Here is an 18,160-nt window from a genome sequence, read left to right as displayed (position 1 = left end):
TGACGCGGCTCAGGGTTTGAGAGCCCGTCAGATGCGCCGTGTTCTTGTGATACGCGGCGTGGCGGACGGCCAATCGCTGACCATCCGCCACGCTTACTTTGTGAGGGCCTTCTCCAGGGAGAGGGCCCTCACACGGTTCGTCGAAACGCCCGGTCTTAATTCCCTGCTGCTCCCACCCCCTCTGCGATTTCTTCGACGAGCTTGGCACAGAAGGCGGGCAGATCATCGGGATCGCGGCTGGTAACAAGGCCGTTGTCGACCACGACTTCCTCATTTGTCCATGTACCGCCGGCGTTCTCGATATCGACCTTCAACGTCGGGTAGGACGTCAAGGTGCGACCTTCAAGCACGCCCGCCTCGATCAATGTCCAGGGTGCATGGCAGATGGCCGCAACAGGTTTTTTCTGATCGAAGAAAGCCCGGATGAAACCAATTGCCTCGACATTGCCGCGCAGCTTGTCGGCACCGACAGTCCCTCCGGGCACAACAAGTCCGTCGAAATCGTCAGATTTGACCTCGGAAAATGTCTTGTCGACAGTATAGCTGCCGCCCTCGTCAAGATCACTATTGACTGTGCGAGCCTTGCCCGGTTCAAAACTGACCACCGTCACTTTGCCACCCGCGTCCTCGACAGCTTGCTTGGGCTTCGAGAATTCTGGTTCTTCCGTCCCGCGCGGTGCGATCAGAATGGCAACTGATTTGCCTTCTAAAGTCATAATTATTTCCTGTTCCGTCGAAGACTAAGGTCAGGCACCCGGCTTGAGCACGACCTTTGTCCAACCAGCATCGCGCTCGTCGAAATGCTTGTAGGCGTCTGGTGCCTGATCAAGCGGCAGTCGGTGCGAGATGATTTGGGCAGGATTGGCCCGGTCTTGCTCGATAAGCTTCATCAGTCGCCGGTTGTAGTGCTTTACATTGCACTGGCCGGTGCCGATCTTCTGGCCCTTGAACCAGAAGTTGCCGAAGTCGAACGCCATCTTGCCTTCCTTCTGGAGATCGTCGGGCGCGTTCGGGTCTTCCGGAATGAACACGCCGACGACGCCGATGCCTCCGGTGGCCTTCGTGCTTTTGACGAGGCAGTTCATCGTGTAACTGCTGCGCTCCTTGCCGTGGCGATCGCAACACTGATACCCGACCGCCTCGACCCCCCGGTCGGTCCCGAGGCCGCCGGTCGCGTCAAGGATCTGCTGGGCGGGATCGCCCTTGCGCATGTCGATCGGAATAGCGCCCATCGCCTCGGCCAGTTTCAGGCGGTCATCGTGAGAATCGACCACGAAGATCTGAGAGGCGCCGCGGATTTCGGCTGAGTGCGCGGCCATCAAACCGACCGGACCGGCGCCGTAGATCGCGATGCTTTCGCCCGGCTGGAAACCCGACAGTTCGACGCCATGCCAACCGGTGGGGAAGATGTCGGAGAGCATGACATAGTCATCCTCCTTCTCCTCAGCGTCCTCAGGCAGCTTCAGACAATTGAAGTCCGCATAAGGAACGCGCATCAACTCGGCCTGACCACCCTGCCACGGACCCATCTCGGCAAAGCCATACGCTGCGCCGGCGGTTCCAGGGTTGGTCGTGAGGCAGAAACCCGTCAAACCGCGTTCGCAATTTTCGCAGAAACCGCAACCGACGTTGAACGGCATGCACACGCGATCGCCCTTCTTGATGCGATCTACCGCAGAGCCAACTTCGACGACTTCGCCAAGATTTTCGTGACCGAAGACCCTGCCCTTCTCGAAGCTGGTACGGCCCTCATACATGTGAAGGTCCGACCCGCAGATATTGGTCGTGGTCAGCCGGATGATAACATCGGTCTGCTTTTCGATCTTGGGATCATCGATTGTATTGACGGAAACATCTTTGGGCCCGTTGTACACGACAGCTTTCATGGATCTTTTCCTTTCGCAGCTCTTCTCAACGCGTCATCAAATCGAGAGCTTGGTAATGATCCGGTCCATCGCAACGGCGGAGGACATCGCACCCTTCGAAGTGATCTCAGTTTCCTGAACCATCTGCTACCTGAGAGGTTCCTTCCCGTAGGGCCATCCCGGGATCGATTCACGGCGGTTTTCTGAATGACCGGACCAGAACCGCCGAATAACGCGCCAAACGGAAGCGACCCGCGCCGCGCGGGAGGCGCGCCCGGCGCCCGAGCCCGCCGCCGTCGACTAAACCGCCGTGACTGAGCCAGCGCCGTCGCGCCCGGCACCGCGCTCCAAAGCTCAGCCGCCCGCCAACGCCTGCGCCGCCGCCTCGGCCACGCCCTGGTCCTGCTTGCCGGTGCCGCCCGACACGCCCACCGCGCCGATCACCGTCTCGCCCTCCTTGATCGGCACACCCCCGGCGAAGATCATCACCTTGCCGTCGTTGGAGGCATGGATGCCGTAGAAGTCGGCGCCCGGCTGGGCCAGCTTCGCCAGCGCCTTGGTCTCGACGTCGAATGCGCGCGCCGTCCACGCCTTGTCGATCGCGATGTCAACGCTGCCGCGCCACGCATCGTCCATCCGCGCGAACGCTAGGAGGCAGCCGCCCGCGTCCACCACCGCGATGTTCATCGGGTTGCCGATCCGCTCGGCCTCCGCGATCCCCGCATCGATGATCGTTCGCGCGTCGTTCAGGTCGAGCGTTTGGGTAGCGCGCATGGTGTGTCTCCGTGGCCGGTTCGTGGAAAACCGCTCAACGCACGCCGCCGCGCCCGGGATCCCCCCCCAACAGGGCGGTGAGACCGACGCGCTAGGGTGCCCATCGCTCCGCTATTTCGCGGCCAGCAGGGTGAACTTGTGAATCTGCGGCGGTTCGGAAAACAGTTCTTCTGCCTTGTCCATCAGTGCGGCGGCAACCTTGCCGTCAAGATGGGCCTGCCGATCCTCCTCTGTGTCGAACGTATCGAAGATCGCGTACGCACCGGGACCTTCTTCGATCGCATACCAGGTTAAAGTGCCCGGCTCAGCTTGAACGAGCGGTAATGCGGAGGTCAGGAAATCCGTGACATCGCGCTCTTTTCCGGGCTTGGCCTTCAGCGGTACATACAGGGCAAGTTTGGGCATAATTGACTCCTCGAGTAAAACGGACAGAAATCATTCGGCAAAGTAACGGACGAGCGGGCCGGTACGTTCCCCAAAGGCGGAGCACACGCGGCCCCGCCTCCTCGTCGAAATCAGAACTCCTGTGCGGTCGGCCGGATGACGATCGCGTTGACGTCGACGTCATCAGGTTGTTCGACGGCGAACGCGATAGCACGCGCCACCGATGCCGCCGGGATGGCCTGCTTGTAGAAGTCCAGCACCGTCTCGGCAGCCGCGCCAGAGGTCGTGAACTTCAAATCGCTTTCGACAGCTCCAGGCTCGATTGACGTGACCCGGACCCTTTCCCCCACCTCGTGGCGCAAACCCTCGCTGATCGCGCTGACGGCGAACTTGGTGCCGGAGTAGACCGTGCCGCCCGGTGCGAAGACCTTGATGCCCGCAACCGAGCTCAAGTTGATGATGTGGCCGCTGCCCTGATCGAGAAAACCGGGAAGGGCCGCCGCGATGCCGTAGAGCGTCCCCTTCAGGTTGACGTCGATCATCTGGTCCCACTCGTCGGTGTTGACCTCGGCCATCGGACGGATCGGCATCAGCCCGGCGTTGTTGATCAGCACGTCGAGGCGGCCGAAGTCGGCAATGATTGCGGCGACGACGGACTGGACCGCCGACTTGTCGGTCACGTCCAGCGCGTAGCTACGTGCCGTGCCGCCGTTTGCGGCGATGTCCGCGACGACCTCATCGAGCCTGTCCTTGCGCCGTGCGGCGATGGCCACCTTCGCGCCGCGTTCCGCGAGAAGACGCGCGGTTTCTGCGCCGATACCGGTGCTGCCGCCGGTGATGAGAACGACCTTACCTTCGATACCCTTGGTCATGACTGTATTCCTTCAAGTCAATTGTTGATTTTCGCCGGATCGCGGCTCCGCGGGAGCCCGCCCGGCCTGATGGGGTCACCGCGAGCGCAACAGGACGGGAGCGGCGCCCACCTTGATGCGGAGCAGCTCGTAGGGCTTGCGGCGCAGGTCTCGGCCGCCGTGGAAGCCGGGCTGGCGGTGGAGCTGGTTGGCGGTGAAGTAGAGATATCCGTCGGTGCCGATCGATAGCGTGTCGGGCCAGCTGATGCGCGGGTTGCTCACCACCGTGGTCCAGCGGCCCTGGTCGAGCACGCGGATTGCGTTGTTCTCGTAATCGCCGGCGAACACGCGGCCCTTGTCGTCTTCGGCTATCCCGTCTGAGGCGCCTTTGCGCCCCAGGCTGCGGACCGCGCGGGCCAGTTCCTCCTCGGACACCGCGGGATCGCGCAGCATCGCCGTGGGCACCGCGTGCAGCGTGCGGCCCGACAGCGGACCGTAATACAGCAGGCTACCGTCGGCGCTGAGCGCAATCGCGTCGCTTGCGATCGTGACCGGCGTCGCCGGTCCATCGGCGGGACGGTTCATCAGCAGCGCACCGTCGACAACCGGGGTGAAGCCGGGCTCGGGGTTGGTCGTCGCATGGTTCGACAGGCGCCGGATCGCACGCCCGCTGGCGATATCGACGACGATGATGCCGCCGACACCGGCGTTGCTGCTGTCGGTGATATAGGCGACGCCCTCGGCGCCCTGACGCAGATCGAAGCGCACGTCGTTGAGGTAGGTCGTGGGCAGCACCACGCTGGGCGGCAGGACGATCGTCTTCACCACCCGGTCGGTCGCAAGGTCGATTGCCACCAGCTTTGCACCGCCGGCCTGCGGCTGAGAGAATTTGGGAGCCGCCGTGTCGAGCACCCAGAGGCGGTTGGTGCCATCGGCCACCACGCTCTGCACCGAGATAAAGTGCCCCGCCGGGTCGGCCGGATCGGGTTGGTTGGTCGCGGCGTCGGGATAGGGCACCGCCTTGCCGTCGACCAGCTCGGCAACCGTGAACGGCGCGTTGTCGCCCCACTGCGGGAAGTTGACGAAGATGCGCCCGTTGGGGGCGACGGTCACGCCAGTCGGCATCGCGCCATCGAAGGTAGCGACCTGTTCGATCTGGGGCGCGGATTCACCCTCGCGGGTCGTCGCGCAGGCGGCGAGCGAGAGGGCAGCGCCAGCGGCAAGAAGCAGTTTGGCGGAGGTTTTCATGGGGTCATTTCCTCGAGGATGCGGCCCGCGTCGGGGGGCTCCGACCGGAGGTATTGCGGCGGCGCCTTTACCGATGCGCCAAGCGCGGCGGCGGCGTGCCAGGGCCAGCGCGGATCCCACAGCGCAGCGCGGGCTATCGCTATGGCGTCGGCATGCCCGTCTTCGAGGATGCGCTCCGCCTGCTGCGGATCGGTGATCATTCCGACCGCCACGACAGGCATGGCGACCGTGTCCTTGACCGTCCTCGCCAGCGGCACCTGATAGCCGGGGCCGACAGGGATTTGCTGGCGCGGATCGAGGCCGCCACTGGAGACGTGGATCGCCGCGCAACCGCGCCGCTCCAACTCCTGCGCAAACCGCGCCGTCTCCTGCGCTGTCCAGCCGCCTTCGACCCAGTCGGTCCCCGAAACGCGGACGGTCACCGGGCGGTCGGCCGGAAATGCTTCGCGCACGGCAGCGAACACTTCGAGCGGGAACCGCATCCGGTTGTCGAGGCTGCCGCCGTATTCGTCGCCGCGCCGGTTGGAGATCGGCGAAAGAAACTCGTGGAGCAGATAACCGTGCGCCGCGTGGATCTGGATGGCATCGATGCCGAGGCTGCCGGCGCGGCGGGCGGCATCCGCGAACGCCTCCCGGATGCGGGCAAGCCCTGCCTTGTCCAGTTCGACGGGGGGATGGTCGTCCGGAGCGAAGGGAGTGGCGCTGGGTGCCACGGTCTGCCAGCCGTTCTCTGCATCGGGGGCAAGCTGCGCTCCGCCGTGCCACGGCTTGGCACAGCTCGCCTTGCGGCCGGCATGGGCCAGCTGGATGATCAGCGGCATGTCCGACCAACGGCGCACACTTTCGAGCACGCTTCGCATCGCCGCTTCGGTACGGTCATCGTATAGGCCGACGTCACCGTAGGTGATGCGCCCTTCCGGGCTGACCGCGGTCGCCTCGATCGTCAGCGCGCCCGCGCCCGACAGCACCAACTGGCCGAGATGCATCTGGTGCCAGTCGGTCATCGCGCCGTCGACTGCCGAATACTGGCACATCGGCGCGATGACGATGCGGTTGGCGAGCCGCAGCCCGCCAACCTCAATCGGTTCGAACAAATTCGCCATCACCATTCGCCCGTGTTGGGCATGGAGGCCCAGGGTTCGGCCGGAGCCTTGTGCTCGCCCTTCTGCAGCAGTTCGATCGATATCCCGTCCGGCGAGCGGACGAACGCCATGTATCCGTCACGCGGGGGGCGATTGATCGTCACGCCGCCCGCCTGCAGCCGCGCGCACGTTTTGTAGATGTCGTCGACCCCGTAGGCGAGGTGGCCGAAGTTGCGACCCCCGGTATAAGTCTCGGCAGGGTTGCCGTCCTCGGGCGGCCAGTTGTACGTCAGTTCGACCTCGGCATCGCCCTGCTCGCCGTCGCCGCGGAAATCCTCGTCGGCGGCAAGGTAGATCAGCGTGTAACGCCCGGCCTGGTTCTCCATGCGCCGGGTTTCCTTGAGACCCAGCAGCGTGAAGAAACGGATCGCCGCCTCGGGATCGGCGACGCGCACCATGGTGTGGAGATAGCGCATGATCAGGCGACCTTGTCCTTGAGGGCTTCCATCACGAGCTCCGCGGTGCGGGTAGCGCTGGCGGGGTTCTGGCCGGTCACCAGATTGCCGTCGCGCAGGGCGAAGGGGGCAAAATCGGGGCCGCCCTCGTGCTTGCCGCCGAGTTCCTTGAGACGCGTTTCGAGCAGGAACGGCACCGCCTGATCGAGGCCGACCGCGCGTTCCTCGCTGTCGGTGAAGCCCGCGACACGGCGATCGGCGACGAAGGGCGTGCCATCGGCCTTTTTCGCTGAGACCAGCCCCGCCGGTCCATGGCAGACGGCGGCGACGATCTTGCCTTCGCGGTCGAAGCGTTCGACCAGGCGCGCCAGTTCGTCGCTGCCGGGGTAATCGAACATGGTGCCGTGGCCGCCGGGCAGGAACAGCGCGTCGTAGCCGGCGGGATAGATGCTTGTGAATACAGGGGTGCTGGTAACCTCGGCCTTCAGGGCCTCGTCCTTCAGATAGCGCTCGACCGAAGCGTCATTCTCGCCGTCGGCGTTGACGCTGCGCTGGTCAACGGGGATGGCGCCGCCCTTGATCGAGGCCAGCGTCACGTCGGCGCCTGCATCGCGGAACGCGTAGTACGGGGTGGTAAGTTCTTCGAGCCAGACACCCGTCGGTTCGGTGCCGGGAATCATTCGGTCGGCGGAGGTGGTCACCATGAGAATGCGGGTCATCGTCAATTGTCCTTCTCCATTGATGTGGGGACACGAGCAAACGCACACGGCGCAGCCGCGCCCGCCACAAAGACAGTGGTGAGAGCTTTCAGCAGTTGGCGGCGATTTTGCATTCGATCGTTCCTTTCGGCGGTCTAGATAGGCAGGGAACGGCATCATGAAATCCAGCGAGAATGGCGGACGGCCATAAATGCGCTTATGGAACCGGAATGTCCCTTCTGCAGCTGCGCACCTTCGTTGAAGTCTACCGCCGTCGTTCGCTGAGCGAGGCGGCCCGGGCAATCGGCATCACCCAACCGGCTGCGTCGCAGCACATCGCATCGCTCGAGGCGCAACTGGGCCGTCCCTTGTTCGATCGCCATTCGCGCGGCGTCCGACCGACAGCGATCGCCGACGATCTCGCTGCTTCAATCGGAGGCAGCCTCGACACAGCGGAATCGGCACTGGCCAGCGCGCGGGCCCGTTCGTCCCGCATCTCGGGCACGGTCCACATCGCCGCGCCGTCGGACCTGCTGGGCGAAATGATCACGCCCCGACTGGCTCCGCTGCTGGAAGCAGGGCTGGACCTGCGGCTGCATATCGGCGGGCGCGAGGCGCTTTATGCCATGCTCCTCGAAGACAAGGTGCACCTGGCCGTCACCGCCTCGAAACCCGAAGATCCGCGGCTGGCCTTCCATGCGCTGGGCGAAGAGCACCTGCGCGCCGTAGCCTCGCCCGCCGTGGCCATGCGGATTGCCGAATTGCCGCTTGCCGACGGGCTCAACCGGACGGCCCACCTCGCCTACGACCTCGACCGGCCGCTGCTGCGAACATGGCTCCATGCAAACCAGCTCGAGCTGACGAGCCAGCCCGCGTTGACCGCGCCCGATTTGAGAGTATTGCGATCGGGATTGTGCGCGGGTCTCGGCTGGACGGTGATGCCCGGCTATCTCACCCGCAGCGAACGCGCTGCCTGCACGCTGATCGAGATACCCGCCCCGGTCACGGTGCCGCGCAACGCCTACTACCTCGTCTGGGCACGCTCATCGCTGCGACACCCGCGCGTGGCCATGGCTCGGGACGCCCTGATTGCTGCACTCCGAACATAATGGTGGCCACACCTGTTGGGCCGTGAGCGCAATGTCGGGTCTGAACCAGTTGAGCGCTGGCGGAACGAAGGGCGGCTTTCGGGATCGTCGGCGACAAGGCCGAACGGCCGGATGTGGGGCGCAAAGCGGTCATCCTAGGAATGAAAAGGTTGTGTCCTCCCCTGCCCCAAAGTCGGCCACCTCTGTTCGAATCCTCAGGCGGGACTCGAACTCACGTTAAATAATTGGGATCTTTCCGACCAATCCCGTTGCGGAAGGGCTGGGGCACGCCGTTGCACTAGCGTGAGAATCCGGCTGTGAGCCACAGATCGCAGCTGGGGGTCTCGCCTGATTTCGCACTGCCCGAGGATACCCCAAAATACCCCATAAAGGCCCGGCTTCAAGCGAACACTGCCGTCAACCAGCTGACTCTTAATCAGCGGGTCCCAGGTTCGAGCCCTAGCGCGCCCACCATATTTCCCTTATTCATCAATCAGATACAGATCCAGCGCCTCACATCAATGGGTCCTGAATCTAAGAGCCCGAAGCCGACCGAACCATATCCAAACGCCCCGCAATTGCAGCGGTTGTCCAGTCTTCAAACCCTGGAAAATGCTGGGAGCCCGAGATGTGGGCCAATGAGTCCAACTTTCTGTGTCGGAGTCTAGCCTGCTGTGTCGTCCGACACTTGCGTCGCGCTCGAAACGATTCGAACGTCCGATCCTCAGATTCGTAGTTGGATGCCGTCAGCGGACGCTCCCAAAGTCCGATATGAGTCACGTGCCGACATTCGAACTCACGAAAAAGCCGCGCGCCCCCAAAGGGCGCGCGGCGAGTTTTTCCTCAATCCGGCGCGGCGGCTATTCGGCCGCGAACGCGTAGGCGTCGGCGTCGGGCGGCGTCACGGCTTCGGCCGCCTCGCCCTCGTCGTCTTCCTCCGGCGCCCCGGCCACGGCCGTCCGCAGGACAACTGGCAGCCATCCCTTGCCCTCGACCAGCCTCTCCGCCGCCTCGGCCATGTCGGCCTTCTTGAACCCGGCGATCCGGCCCGCTTCCACCGCGTTGACGGCCTCCGTCACCGCCTCCAGCACCCGCGCCTTGGACACGCGCGAGAAGTAACTGGCCGCCGTCGCCGACCACGTCCCGGTCATGTCGAGGCCGACCGCCGCCGCCAGCGTCTCCGCCTGCGCGAGGGCGCCGGGACGCCGGTCGTGCGGGTCACGCACGGCGTAGAGGCCGACCCCGGCGCAGCAGGCCATCAGGTCCAGTTGCTCGGACGGCGCCAGACCGGCGACCACGCCCCACAGGTCTCCGGCCCGCTCGGGCAGGCGCGCGCCCCACGCCTCGCACCGGTCGCGAACCCGGCGACCGGCGGGACCGTCCTCCACCCCCGGCGCCAGCCGCTCCAGTCCGCTGACCGTCATCCGAAGCTGCAGCGGCGTCCAGACGCCGTAGGTCGGATAGAAGACCTGCAGGGCCAAGGCGTGGACCACGGTCGCCAGCGCCGCCCCCGCATCGGCCTGCACCGCGTCGCGCAGGCCCATGGTTCTGTGGGCCGTCAGGTCGATGACCAGCCGGTCCGAGAGGGCCGCGCCCGCCTCCTCCGGCTCGGCCCGGCTCCGGTCCGTCTCCTGCCCGGCCCCGGTCCCGACGTCCTCGGCTGCTCCGTCCTCGAAGGGCGGCGGCGGTTCGGCGACCGCCACCGCGTCCTCGGCCCTCACCAGCCCGCGCTCGAAGCGGGCCAGACCGTCGTGGCCGAGCAGGACCACGATCCCGGCCCGCGCCCTGGCCTCGGGCGTGTAGTCGAAGTCCGGGCCGAAGGCCTGCAAGGCCTTGTCGATCTCCTCCAGCCGGGCGTCCACTCCGGGCGGCAGCATCTCCGCCGCGTCTGTTTCCGAAACCAGACGGTCGTATTCCTCCGACAGGGCCGCGATGACGGCGGCGTCCGCCTCCGACCGTTCCACAGCCACCGGATAGACCCGACCGAACCCGGACATGTCCGGATACTCCAGACTCGCCTCGGCCCATTTCCAGCCTTCCCGCTCGCGCGCCTCGTCGGCCAGCCCCGCCAGCTTTTCGCCGACCAGCCGGTCCAGCAGCGCCACGTCCTCCAGCCAGCCGCCGCCGTCCTCGGTGAAAAGGTCGCGCAGGATTCCGCCGCCTTCGGCCTCATAGGCCTCGACGCCGACGAAGCGCACCCGCCGGTCATCGACCCGGACCTTGGCCTCGGTCATGGCGCGGCGGATGGCGTAGGCCGGGGTGTGCGGCCCGACCTGCTCCAGCACCTGCCGTTGCCGCTCCCGGTCCTCGCTGACGCAGAAGGCCGTCAACTGGTCGAGCGCCAGCGTCCCGTCCCGATAGGCCGCCATCAATTCCGGCGCCGCCGACCCGAGCCGCAGCCGCTGGCGCACGACGTGGGCCGACACCCCGAACCGGGCGCCGATTTCCTCGGGGCCGTAGCCCTTCTCCACGGCCAGCCGCTGGAAGGCCTCGAACTGGTCGGCGGGATGCATGGCCTCGCGGGTCATGTTCTCGTCCAGACTGATTTCGTGGGCGTCGTTCTCGGCGTCCACGATGACGCGCACCGGATGGGTGCGCTTGATCGCCTTGCGCTTGGCCAGCAGCCGCAGCCCCTGACGGCGTCCCTCGCCGATGGTGACGAGGTAGTTCCCGGTCGGGGCGCCCTCCCCGTCCCGCTCGACCTCGACCACGGGCGGCTGCAACACCCCCTTGGCCCTGATGGAGGCCGCGAAGGCCTCGATGGTCGTCGCGTTGTGCGGGGTCTTCCTCGCATTCTTCGGCGAGGCCTTGAGCCGGTTCAGCGGCACGATCAGTTCCGCGCCGTGCTGCGGCGCGGTCGCCTCGGTCGCGGCGGTTTCGATGGATTGAGCAGTCATGTCTGCCTCCTTTGGGCATGGGTTGCAGGCACGCGAACTGCGCGCCTGAAACCCTGCCCGTCGGCGAGACCGGGGTAGCAAGGGCCAGGGCGGACCGGCCGGAGGGGGATCGCCCGGGCTGCACAAGCCGATGATGATGATGATCATGAACAGCATGACCGCGCGGAAGGCCGGGGAGACCGGCCGGTCCGGCGGCGGAGCCGCTTCACCCTGGCCCGCGCGAGGGCGGAGCCCTTAGCGCTTCCGAGCGGCGTGGCGGCGTGCGCCTGTGGACGAGACGTCCAGCCAGGCGGAGTCCACCTTGACCCTGCCTCCTGTTCCGCTTTTGTTCTTGCCATGCCCTACCGCAAGACCGTCATTGTCGAATGGCAGACCGCCGGCGACCGCCGCTCCTATTTCGTGCGGCCCGGCAGCCGGTCCCGCCCGTGGATCTGGTTCCGGGACGGCGACGTGCCGCCCTTCGACGAGGCTTGCGCCCGCTTCGTGGTCGAGAAGCGCGCCGGCCGCTGGGTGGCGGTGGAGCGGGCCTGAGAGCGTCGCCGTCCGGCGAACGGGCTGACGGCGACGCCCGCACGCCGCCATGCCGTCGGATCGATACGCCCCTCGACCGCTAGTCGGCGGCCTCCGCCTGTGCCTTGCGGGCGTCCTCCAGAATCTCCAGGCCGCCCCTGGCGGCGATCCCGGCGACGATGACGCCGACCACCAGGTCCGGCCAGGACTGGTCCAGCCACAGCACCAGTCCGCCCGCGACGATGATGCCGCCGTTGGAGGCGAAGTCGTTGAGACTGAAGGTCTCGGCGGCGCGCAGATTGACGTCGTCGCCGTCCAGCCGCCGCAGCAGTTGCAGACAGATCAGGTTCACCACCGCCGCGACGACAGCCAAGACAATCATGGTCCCGCCGATCGGCTCGGCCCCCAGCCACCACCGCCGGCCGGCGTCGACCAGGACGCCGACGGCGAAGATGAGCAGCAGGACGCCCGACGTCGTCGCCGCGCGCCGCTTCCAGGTCAGGGCCCGGCCGACCGCGAGGAAGCTGATCAGATAGACGACGCTGTCGGAGGCGTTGTCCAGCGCGTTGGCCAGCAAGGCGCTGGAGTCCGCCAGCAGGCCGCCGAGACCGAGCCCGGCGAACAGCAGGCCGTTGAGGATCAGGACGACCAGCAGGGTCCTCCGCTGGCGCTCATGCCGGCCATTGACGGTCACAGGGGTTCCTCCCTCTTCTCCAGAATGCGCGCGGCCAGGGTCGGCAGCACCAGAAGCGTCAGCAGCGTGGCGGTCAGCAGGCCGCCGATGACCACGGTGGCCAGCGGTTTCTGGACCTCGGCGCCGGCCCCGAAGGCGAAGGCCATCGGGATGAAGCCCAGCATCGCGACCAGGGCCGTGGTCAGAACGGCCCTGAGGCGACTGACGGCCCCCTCGACGGCCGCCGTCAGGGGCGCGGCCCCTTCCTCGTAACGCTGGCGAATGGCCTGCATCAGCACAAGCCCGTTCAGCGTCGCGACCCCCGAGACGGCGATGAAGCCGACCGCGGCCGAGATCGAGAACGGCATGCCGCGCAGCAGGAGCGCCACCGCCCCGCCGACCAGGGCCAGGGGCACGCCGGCGAAGACCAGGGCCGCGTCCTTGAGCGAGCGCAACGCCAGGAACAACAACAGGCCGATGGTCAGGAAGACCAGAGGCACGATCATCGCCAGGCGGGCGCTGGCGCGTTCGAGGTTCTCGAACTGCCCGCCCCAGTCGAACCAGCCGGACACAGGCGGGCGCACCTCGCGACCGACGGCTGCGCGCGCCTCGTTGACGAAGCCGCCGAGATCGCGGCCCCGGACGTTGGCCTGGACGACGATGCGCCGCTTGCCGTTCTCGCGGCTGATCTGGTTGGGGCCCTCGGTGACCTCGAACCGGGCGACCGCCGAAAGGGGCACTGTCAACGCGCCCGGTTCGGCCGCTTCCGGCATCACCGGCAACTGGGCCATCACCGCCGGATCGTTGCGCAGATCGTCGGCCAGGCGGACGACGACATCGAAGCGGCGGTCGCCTTCCAGGATGTGGCCGGCCGACCGCCCGCCCAGGGCGATGGCCAACGCATCGGCCGCGTCGCTGGCGTGCACGCCTTGCGCCGCCGCGATGGTCCGGTCGACGGCGGCGGTGATCGACGGCTGGCCCGAGACCTGTTCGACGCGGACATCGGCCGCGCCGGGGATGCGTCGGAGGACGGCGGCGACCTGATCCGCGCTGGCCTGCATGGCGGCGAAGTCGTCGCCATAGACGGAGACGGCCACGTCGGAGCGAACCCCGGCGATCAGCTCGTTGAAGCGCATCTGGATCGGCTGGGTGAATTCGTAGTTGTTGCCGAGCAGGTGACCCAGGTTCTCCTCCATGCGCTCGACCAGCTCGGCCTTGGCCAGGGAGGGGTTCGGCCACTCGTCGCGCGGCTTGAGCATGACGAAGGTGTCGGAGATCGAGGGCGGCATGGGATCGGAGGCCACTTCGGCGGTGCCGGTCCGGGTGAAGACCTGCTCCACCTCCGGCATCGCCTGCAGGGTTCGTTCGACCTGGAACTGCATGGCCTGGCTCTGTTCGAGCGAGGTGGACGGCACCCGCAGCGCCTGGACCAGAACGTCGCCCTCGTCGAGCGTCGGCACGAACTCGCGACCGAGACTGAGGAAGGCGAGCAATCCGACGAGAAGCGCGAGTCCCGCCCCGACGACGACGGCACGCGGGCGGTCGACCACCCGCCGCAGGAGCGGCTCGTAGCGGGCCTTGGCCGCCCGGCTCAGCCGGGTCTCGTCGTCGTGCCCCTTGGGCTCCCGCACCCAGATGGCGGCCATGGCCGGCACGAAGGTGAAGGACAGGATGAAGGCGCCGAGCAGGGCGAACATCACGGTGCCGGCCATGGGGCCGAACATCTTGCCCTCGACGCCTTCGAACATCAGCAGCGGCGCATAGACCAGAAGGATGATGGCCTGGCCGAAGGCGGCCGGCCGCGCCATTTCTTTAGCCGCGTCGACCGCCACGGCCAGCCGTTCGGGCAGGCTCAGGGCGCGGCCGACGCTCTCGCGCCGCATGGCGAGCCGCCGCAGGGTGTTTTCGATGACGACCACGGCGCCGTCGACGATCAGGCCGAAGTCGAGCGCGCCCAGGCTGAGCAGATTGGCGCTGATCCCGAAGCGGTTCATGGCCGTAGCGGCGAACAGGAAGCTGAGCGGGATGACCAGAGCGGTGATGATCGCAGCCCGCACATTGCCGAGCGCGAAGAACAGCACGGCGATAACCAGCAGGGCGCCGAGGGCGAGGTTGTGCTCGACGGTGCGGATCGTGGCCTCGACCAGTTGGGTGCGATCCAGCGCCGGCTTGACCACGACGCCAGGGGGCAGGCTCGCGCCGATCTCCTTCAGCCGCTCGCCGACGCGATGCGCCACGGCGCGCGAGTTCTCGCCCTGGAGCATCAGGGCCGTGCCCACCACGGTCTCGCGGCCGTTGCTGCTGGCCGAGCCGAGGCGCGGCGCGCGGCCGATCTCGACCATGGCCACGTCGGAGACCCGGATCACCTGGCCGCCGCGATTGAGGATCGGGGTCTGGGCCAGCTCCTCGAGGCTGCGGATCCGCGCGTCGGCCCGGACGATGTAGGCTTCGCCGGCCCGGTTGACATAGCCGGCCCCGGCGATGCGGTTGGCGTGTTCGAGCGCCTCGACCAGTTGCACAAGGCCCACGCCATAGGCGGCGAGACGCGCGGGATCGGGATGGACCGCGTACTCCTTCACATAGCCGCCCTGGACGTCGATGCCGGCGACGCCTTCGACGGTCTTGAGCTGGGGCGCGATGATCCAGTCCTGGACCGTGCGCAGATAGGTGGCCTTCTCCTCGTCGGTGGTCAGACGCTCGCCCTCGGGCGTGAGGTAGACGGCGCCTGTGCGGGCGGCCGGACCGGTCAGCTCGACGGTGAAGATGAAGACTTCGCCGAGGCCGGTGACCACCGGCCCCATGGAGGGTTGGACGCCTTCCGGAAGGTCGTCCCGAGCCGCCTGCATGCGCTCGTTCACCAGGCTGCGCGCGAAATAGATGTCGGTCCGATCGGTGAAGACGGCGGTGATCTGCGAGAAGCCGTGCCGCGACAGCGACCGGGTCTCGACCAGGCCCGGTAGGCCGGCCAGCGCCGTCTCCATCGGGAAGGTCACCTGACGCTCGACCTCCTCCGGCCCGAGCGCGGGCGCGACGGTGGTCACCTGGACCTGGCGGTTGGTGATGTCCGGGACGGCGTCGATGGGCAGCCGCAACAGTTCGCGCACGCCGAAGCCGGCGAGGACGATCGCGGCCAACACGACGAGCCAGCGATAGCGCACGGCGCCCGAGATGATCCGGTCGAGCATCAGTCGTGGTCCTCCACGGCGCCCTTGCCGAGCTCGGCCTTCAGCAGGAAGGCGTTCGCGCCGGCGATGCGCTCGGAGCCGGTCAGGCCGCGAACGATCTCGATGCGGTCGACGGCCCGCCGGCCCGGAACCACCGGCTGGGCCCGGAAGCCCGTCGGGGTGACGACGAACACGACACTGGCGCCGTCGACGGTCTGCACCGCCTCGGCCGGGACGGCGATGCCGCTTTCGCCGCCGGTGATGATCGAGCCGCTCACCGCCGAACCCGGCGGCGGCGCGACGCCGTCGGCCCGGGCGCGGATCAGGGTCGATCCGGATTGCGCGTCGGCGCCCGGGGCCACGGCGGTGACCACGGCCGCATACTCGGCTCCGTCCGCGCCCTGGACCGTGATGCGCGCACCGGGCCTGACCGTCGCCGCCAGGGCGGCGGGGGCGTTGAAGACCAGTTCGACGCGGTTGGGATTGGCGATGGTCGCGACCGGATCGCCCTGCTGGACGACGCCGCCTAGTCCGACTCTCAGGGCCGTGACGACCCCGGCGATCGGGGCGACGATCGTCGCCCGCCCGCTGGCGTTGGGGCCTCCAGCGGCGGCGACCCGGGCCCGGCTGGCGCGGGCCTGGGCCTCGGCGGCGGCGGCGCGCGCCTGCGACGCTTCGACGTCCTGGCGCGCGACCACGCCCTGGTCGAACAGATTGGCGTCGCGCGTCCGCGCGGCGGAGGCGGCGCGGGCTTCGGCGGTCGCGGCGTCGGCCTCCGCCCGAAGGGTCGCGCCATCCCCGCTGATCACGACCGCGATCGGCTGGCCGGCGCGGACGACCGAACCCGGCGCGACCAGCAGCCGTTCAATGCGGCCGCCGAGGGCGGCGCCGACGGACGCCTGGGCGTCCGGCGCGGCCTCGACCCGTCCGGCGAGGTGGGTTTCGCCGCCGCCGCCGGACTGCACCGAGACGATGCGGATGCCGGCGGCCTGGGCCTCGGCCGGCGACAGGGTGACGACGCCGGGTTCGCCGCCTTCGCCCTCTTCGGCATGGCCTTCCTCTCCCTCGGCCGCCGTTCCGGCCGCGGGCGCGGCGGTCAGCCGGGCGGCGCCGTAACCGGCGCCGACGGCCACGATCAGGGCGGCGACCGCCGCGGCGGTCCTGGTGCGGGTGTTCATAGTTGAGCTCCAAAGGGGGCGCGGCCTTCGAGGCGCGCGAGTTCGGCTTCGGCCCGGGCCCGCATCAGGCGAGCCGCGATGGCGACGTCCCGGGCCTGCACGAGACCGCTGCGGGTGCTGCGCAGTTCCAGTTGGGAGAGACGGCCGGCCTCGAAGCCGATCCGCGTCAGGCGGTAGGCCTCGGTCGCCGCCGTCACGGCGGCGTCGGCGGCGACGACGCGGCTGGCGGCCGCGTCCCGCCGGGCGGCGGCGGCGCGCCAGTCGGCGTCGGCGTCGAGGCGCGCGCCCCTAAGCCTCGCCTCGGCGGCGCGCACCTCGGCCTCCGCGGCCAAGACCCCGCCCCGGTTCCGGTCGAACAGCGGCAGTTGCAGGCTGACGCCGGCGGTCAGCGCGGTGGCGTCCTCGGCCTCGAACCGCCGGACCCCGACGCTGGCGCGAACGTCCGGTCGGCCGCGCGCCGTTTCGACGCGCACCCGGCCCTGGGCCGCGCCGCGCTCGGCGACGAGGGCCAGAACGGCGGGCGCATCGGCCGCCTGACCTACTGAGGCCGTGGGCGATCGATCGAGCAGGGAGCTCTCCACGGAGGTGAGCGGCGTCTGTCCGCCGGCCAGGGCGGTCAGCTCGGCGAAGGCCGCGTCGCGCTCGGCCCGCGCCTCGTCGAGCGCGGCGCGCGCCGCCGCCGCTTCGCTCTCGCCCTGGATGCCGCGCAGCAGCGGCTCCCGGCCCTCCTCGACGAGGATCAAGGCCGCGCGCGCGTCGGCGACCGCGAGTTCGAGCGCCTCTTCAGCCAGGGCGTATCGCCGCTGCGCGGCCTCCGCCTCGGCGTAGGCGACCGCGAGCGCGGCGGCGAGTTGCAGCCGGCTGGCGTCGCGGCGCCAGCGAGCGGCTTCACGTTCCGATTGAGCCACACCGACACGGGCGCCGCGACGTCCCCAAAGCTCCAGATCCTGCGAGACCGTCAGGGTGGTCTCGGCTCCATCCACCCCCTGGAAGGGACCCCGACCGAGGATGTTCTCGACCTCGAGCCCCAGTTCGGGATTGGGCCGCACGCCAGCCTGCGCCAGGCGGCCTTCGGCGGCGGCCAGATTGGCGTCGGCTTCGGCCGCGGCGGGCGCGGTCAATGCCTGGGTCAGCAGTTGTTCAAAGGCCGGCGCGGGGTCGGCCCAAGCCGGAAAGCCGGCCGCCAGAGCCAGGACGGCGAAGGCGCAGCCGACCGCGCGCGGCGGCCGACAGGGAGGTGACAGAGACATGATCGGGGTTCCAGAGTTTCGACGAAGGCGAACGCGCCGGGGC

The 18,160-nt window shown here is 68.0% G+C and carries 16 protein-coding genes; 2 read left to right on the top strand and 14 right to left on the bottom strand.

Annotated features, from left to right (window positions below; translation table 11 throughout):
• Nucleotides 1–155: 155 nt before the first annotated feature.
• The 9 genes from LG306_RS08055 to LG306_RS08015 all read right to left on the bottom strand — a co-directional run bounded on the left by LG306_RS08055 (nt 156) and on the right by LG306_RS08015 (nt 7,378).
• The gene (locus LG306_RS08055; RefSeq protein WP_404413556.1) at nt 156–716 is read right to left on the bottom strand and encodes a type 1 glutamine amidotransferase domain-containing protein; all 561 of its coding nucleotides are present in this window, start codon (nt 714–716) and stop codon (nt 156–158) included.
• Between the two features lie 30 nt (nt 717–746).
• A complete protein-coding gene (locus tag LG306_RS08050; protein ID WP_404413554.1) occupies nt 747–1,886 on the bottom strand; it encodes a glutathione-independent formaldehyde dehydrogenase in 1,140 nt (379 codons plus the stop codon).
• 333 nt (nt 1,887–2,219) lie between these two features.
• Entirely contained in the window at nt 2,220–2,639 is a 420-nt protein-coding gene (locus LG306_RS08045) for a heme-binding protein (RefSeq protein WP_404413552.1), read from the bottom strand.
• A gap of 111 nt (nt 2,640–2,750) precedes the next feature.
• Complete coding sequence (locus tag LG306_RS08040; protein WP_404413550.1) at nt 2,751–3,044, bottom strand: putative quinol monooxygenase; 294 nt, start codon at nt 3,042–3,044, stop codon at nt 2,751–2,753.
• A 110-nt stretch (nt 3,045–3,154) separates the two neighbouring features.
• Nucleotides 3,155–3,895 carry an SDR family oxidoreductase gene (locus LG306_RS08035; protein ID WP_404419591.1) on the bottom strand — a complete coding sequence of 247 codons (741 nt, stop codon included), beginning with the start codon at nt 3,893–3,895 and terminating at the stop codon, nt 3,155–3,157.
• Nucleotides 3,896–3,970: 75 nt separating this feature from the next.
• Nucleotides 3,971–5,122: an L-dopachrome tautomerase-related protein gene (locus LG306_RS08030; RefSeq protein ID WP_404419589.1), complete on the bottom strand. Its 1,152-nt coding sequence runs from the start codon at nt 5,120–5,122 to the stop codon at nt 3,971–3,973.
• Entirely contained in the window at nt 5,119–6,225 is a 1,107-nt protein-coding gene (locus LG306_RS08025) for an NADH:flavin oxidoreductase/NADH oxidase (RefSeq protein WP_404419587.1), read from the bottom strand. Before LG306_RS08025 ends, LG306_RS08030 begins: the two co-directional genes overlap by 4 nt.
• Nucleotides 6,225–6,680, bottom strand: a complete 456-nt coding sequence (locus LG306_RS08020; protein WP_404419585.1) for a VOC family protein — start codon at nt 6,678–6,680, stop codon at nt 6,225–6,227. Before LG306_RS08020 ends, LG306_RS08025 begins: the two co-directional genes overlap by 1 nt.
• Nucleotides 6,681–6,682: 2 nt before the next feature.
• Nucleotides 6,683–7,378 carry a type 1 glutamine amidotransferase domain-containing protein gene (locus LG306_RS08015; RefSeq protein ID WP_404419583.1) on the bottom strand — a complete coding sequence of 232 codons (696 nt, stop codon included), beginning with the start codon at nt 7,376–7,378 and terminating at the stop codon, nt 6,683–6,685.
• A gap of 209 nt (nt 7,379–7,587) precedes the next feature.
• Here LG306_RS08015 and LG306_RS08010 point away from each other — a divergent pair, with 209 nt between their 5' ends.
• Entirely contained in the window at nt 7,588–8,466 is an 879-nt protein-coding gene (locus LG306_RS08010) for a LysR family transcriptional regulator (protein WP_404419581.1), read from the top strand.
• An 839-nt stretch (nt 8,467–9,305) separates the two neighbouring features.
• On the opposite strand, the gene LG306_RS08005 is transcribed toward LG306_RS08010, so the two are convergent.
• A complete protein-coding gene (locus tag LG306_RS08005; RefSeq protein ID WP_404419579.1) occupies nt 9,306–11,342 on the bottom strand; it encodes a ParB/RepB/Spo0J family partition protein in 2,037 nt (678 codons plus the stop codon).
• Nucleotides 11,343–11,678: 336 nt separating this feature from the next.
• Here LG306_RS08005 and LG306_RS08000 point away from each other — a divergent pair, with 336 nt between their 5' ends.
• Nucleotides 11,679–11,873 carry a hypothetical protein gene (locus tag LG306_RS08000; protein ID WP_184272789.1) on the top strand — a complete coding sequence of 65 codons (195 nt, stop codon included), beginning with the start codon at nt 11,679–11,681 and terminating at the stop codon, nt 11,871–11,873.
• A gap of 79 nt (nt 11,874–11,952) precedes the next feature.
• On the opposite strand, the gene LG306_RS07995 is transcribed toward LG306_RS08000, so the two are convergent.
• The 4 genes from LG306_RS07995 to LG306_RS07980 are packed head-to-tail and all read right to left on the bottom strand — an operon-like array spanning nt 11,953 to nt 18,117.
• Nucleotides 11,953–12,546, bottom strand: a complete 594-nt coding sequence (locus LG306_RS07995) for a cation transporter (protein ID WP_224762133.1) — start codon at nt 12,544–12,546, stop codon at nt 11,953–11,955.
• Nucleotides 12,543–15,710 (bottom strand): efflux RND transporter permease subunit, encoded by a 3,168-nt coding sequence (locus LG306_RS07990; protein WP_404419576.1) that lies wholly within the window; start codon nt 15,708–15,710, stop codon nt 12,543–12,545. Before LG306_RS07990 ends, LG306_RS07995 begins: the two co-directional genes overlap by 4 nt.
• Nucleotides 15,710–16,867: an efflux RND transporter periplasmic adaptor subunit gene (locus tag LG306_RS07985; RefSeq protein WP_191558086.1), complete on the bottom strand. Its 1,158-nt coding sequence runs from the start codon at nt 16,865–16,867 to the stop codon at nt 15,710–15,712. The genes LG306_RS07990 and LG306_RS07985 overlap by 1 nt, the downstream gene beginning before the upstream one ends.
• Complete coding sequence (locus LG306_RS07980) at nt 16,864–18,117, bottom strand: TolC family protein (protein ID WP_404419574.1); 1,254 nt, start codon at nt 18,115–18,117, stop codon at nt 16,864–16,866. Before LG306_RS07980 ends, LG306_RS07985 begins: the two co-directional genes overlap by 4 nt.
• Between the last annotated feature and the right edge of the window lie 43 nt (nt 18,118–18,160).

This window comes from Brevundimonas vesicularis (assembly GCF_044807075.1).
Taxonomy (GTDB): domain Bacteria; phylum Pseudomonadota; class Alphaproteobacteria; order Caulobacterales; family Caulobacteraceae; genus Brevundimonas; species Brevundimonas vesicularis_G.
This window is presented reverse-complemented; position numbering and strand designations above follow the sequence as displayed.

Coding starts and splice junctions, on each gene's coding strand:
- LG306_RS08055 (WP_404413556.1), bottom strand. CDS start 716: ATGACTTTAGAAGGCAAATCAGTTGCCATTCTGATCGCACCGCGCGGG.
- LG306_RS08050 (WP_404413554.1), bottom strand. CDS start 1,886: ATGAAAGCTGTCGTGTACAACGGGCCCAAAGATGTTTCCGTCAATACA.
- LG306_RS08045 (WP_404413552.1), bottom strand. CDS start 2,639: ATGCGCGCTACCCAAACGCTCGACCTGAACGACGCGCGAACGATCATC.
- LG306_RS08040 (WP_404413550.1), bottom strand. CDS start 3,044: ATGCCCAAACTTGCCCTGTATGTACCGCTGAAGGCCAAGCCCGGAAAA.
- LG306_RS08035 (WP_404419591.1), bottom strand. CDS start 3,895: ATGACCAAGGGTATCGAAGGTAAGGTCGTTCTCATCACCGGCGGCAGC.
- LG306_RS08030 (WP_404419589.1), bottom strand. CDS start 5,122: ATGAAAACCTCCGCCAAACTGCTTCTTGCCGCTGGCGCTGCCCTCTCG.
- LG306_RS08025 (WP_404419587.1), bottom strand. CDS start 6,225: ATGGCGAATTTGTTCGAACCGATTGAGGTTGGCGGGCTGCGGCTCGCC.
- LG306_RS08020 (WP_404419585.1), bottom strand. CDS start 6,680: ATGCGCTATCTCCACACCATGGTGCGCGTCGCCGATCCCGAGGCGGCG.
- LG306_RS08015 (WP_404419583.1), bottom strand. CDS start 7,378: ATGACCCGCATTCTCATGGTGACCACCTCCGCCGACCGAATGATTCCC.
- LG306_RS08010 (WP_404419581.1), top strand. CDS start 7,588: ATGTCCCTTCTGCAGCTGCGCACCTTCGTTGAAGTCTACCGCCGTCGT.
- LG306_RS08005 (WP_404419579.1), bottom strand. CDS start 11,342: ATGACTGCTCAATCCATCGAAACCGCCGCGACCGAGGCGACCGCGCCG.
- LG306_RS08000 (WP_184272789.1), top strand. CDS start 11,679: ATGCCCTACCGCAAGACCGTCATTGTCGAATGGCAGACCGCCGGCGAC.
- LG306_RS07990 (WP_404419576.1), bottom strand. CDS start 15,710: ATGCTCGACCGGATCATCTCGGGCGCCGTGCGCTATCGCTGGCTCGTC.
- LG306_RS07985 (WP_191558086.1), bottom strand. CDS start 16,867: ATGAACACCCGCACCAGGACCGCCGCGGCGGTCGCCGCCCTGATCGTG.
- LG306_RS07980 (WP_404419574.1), bottom strand. CDS start 18,117: ATGTCTCTGTCACCTCCCTGTCGGCCGCCGCGCGCGGTCGGCTGCGCC.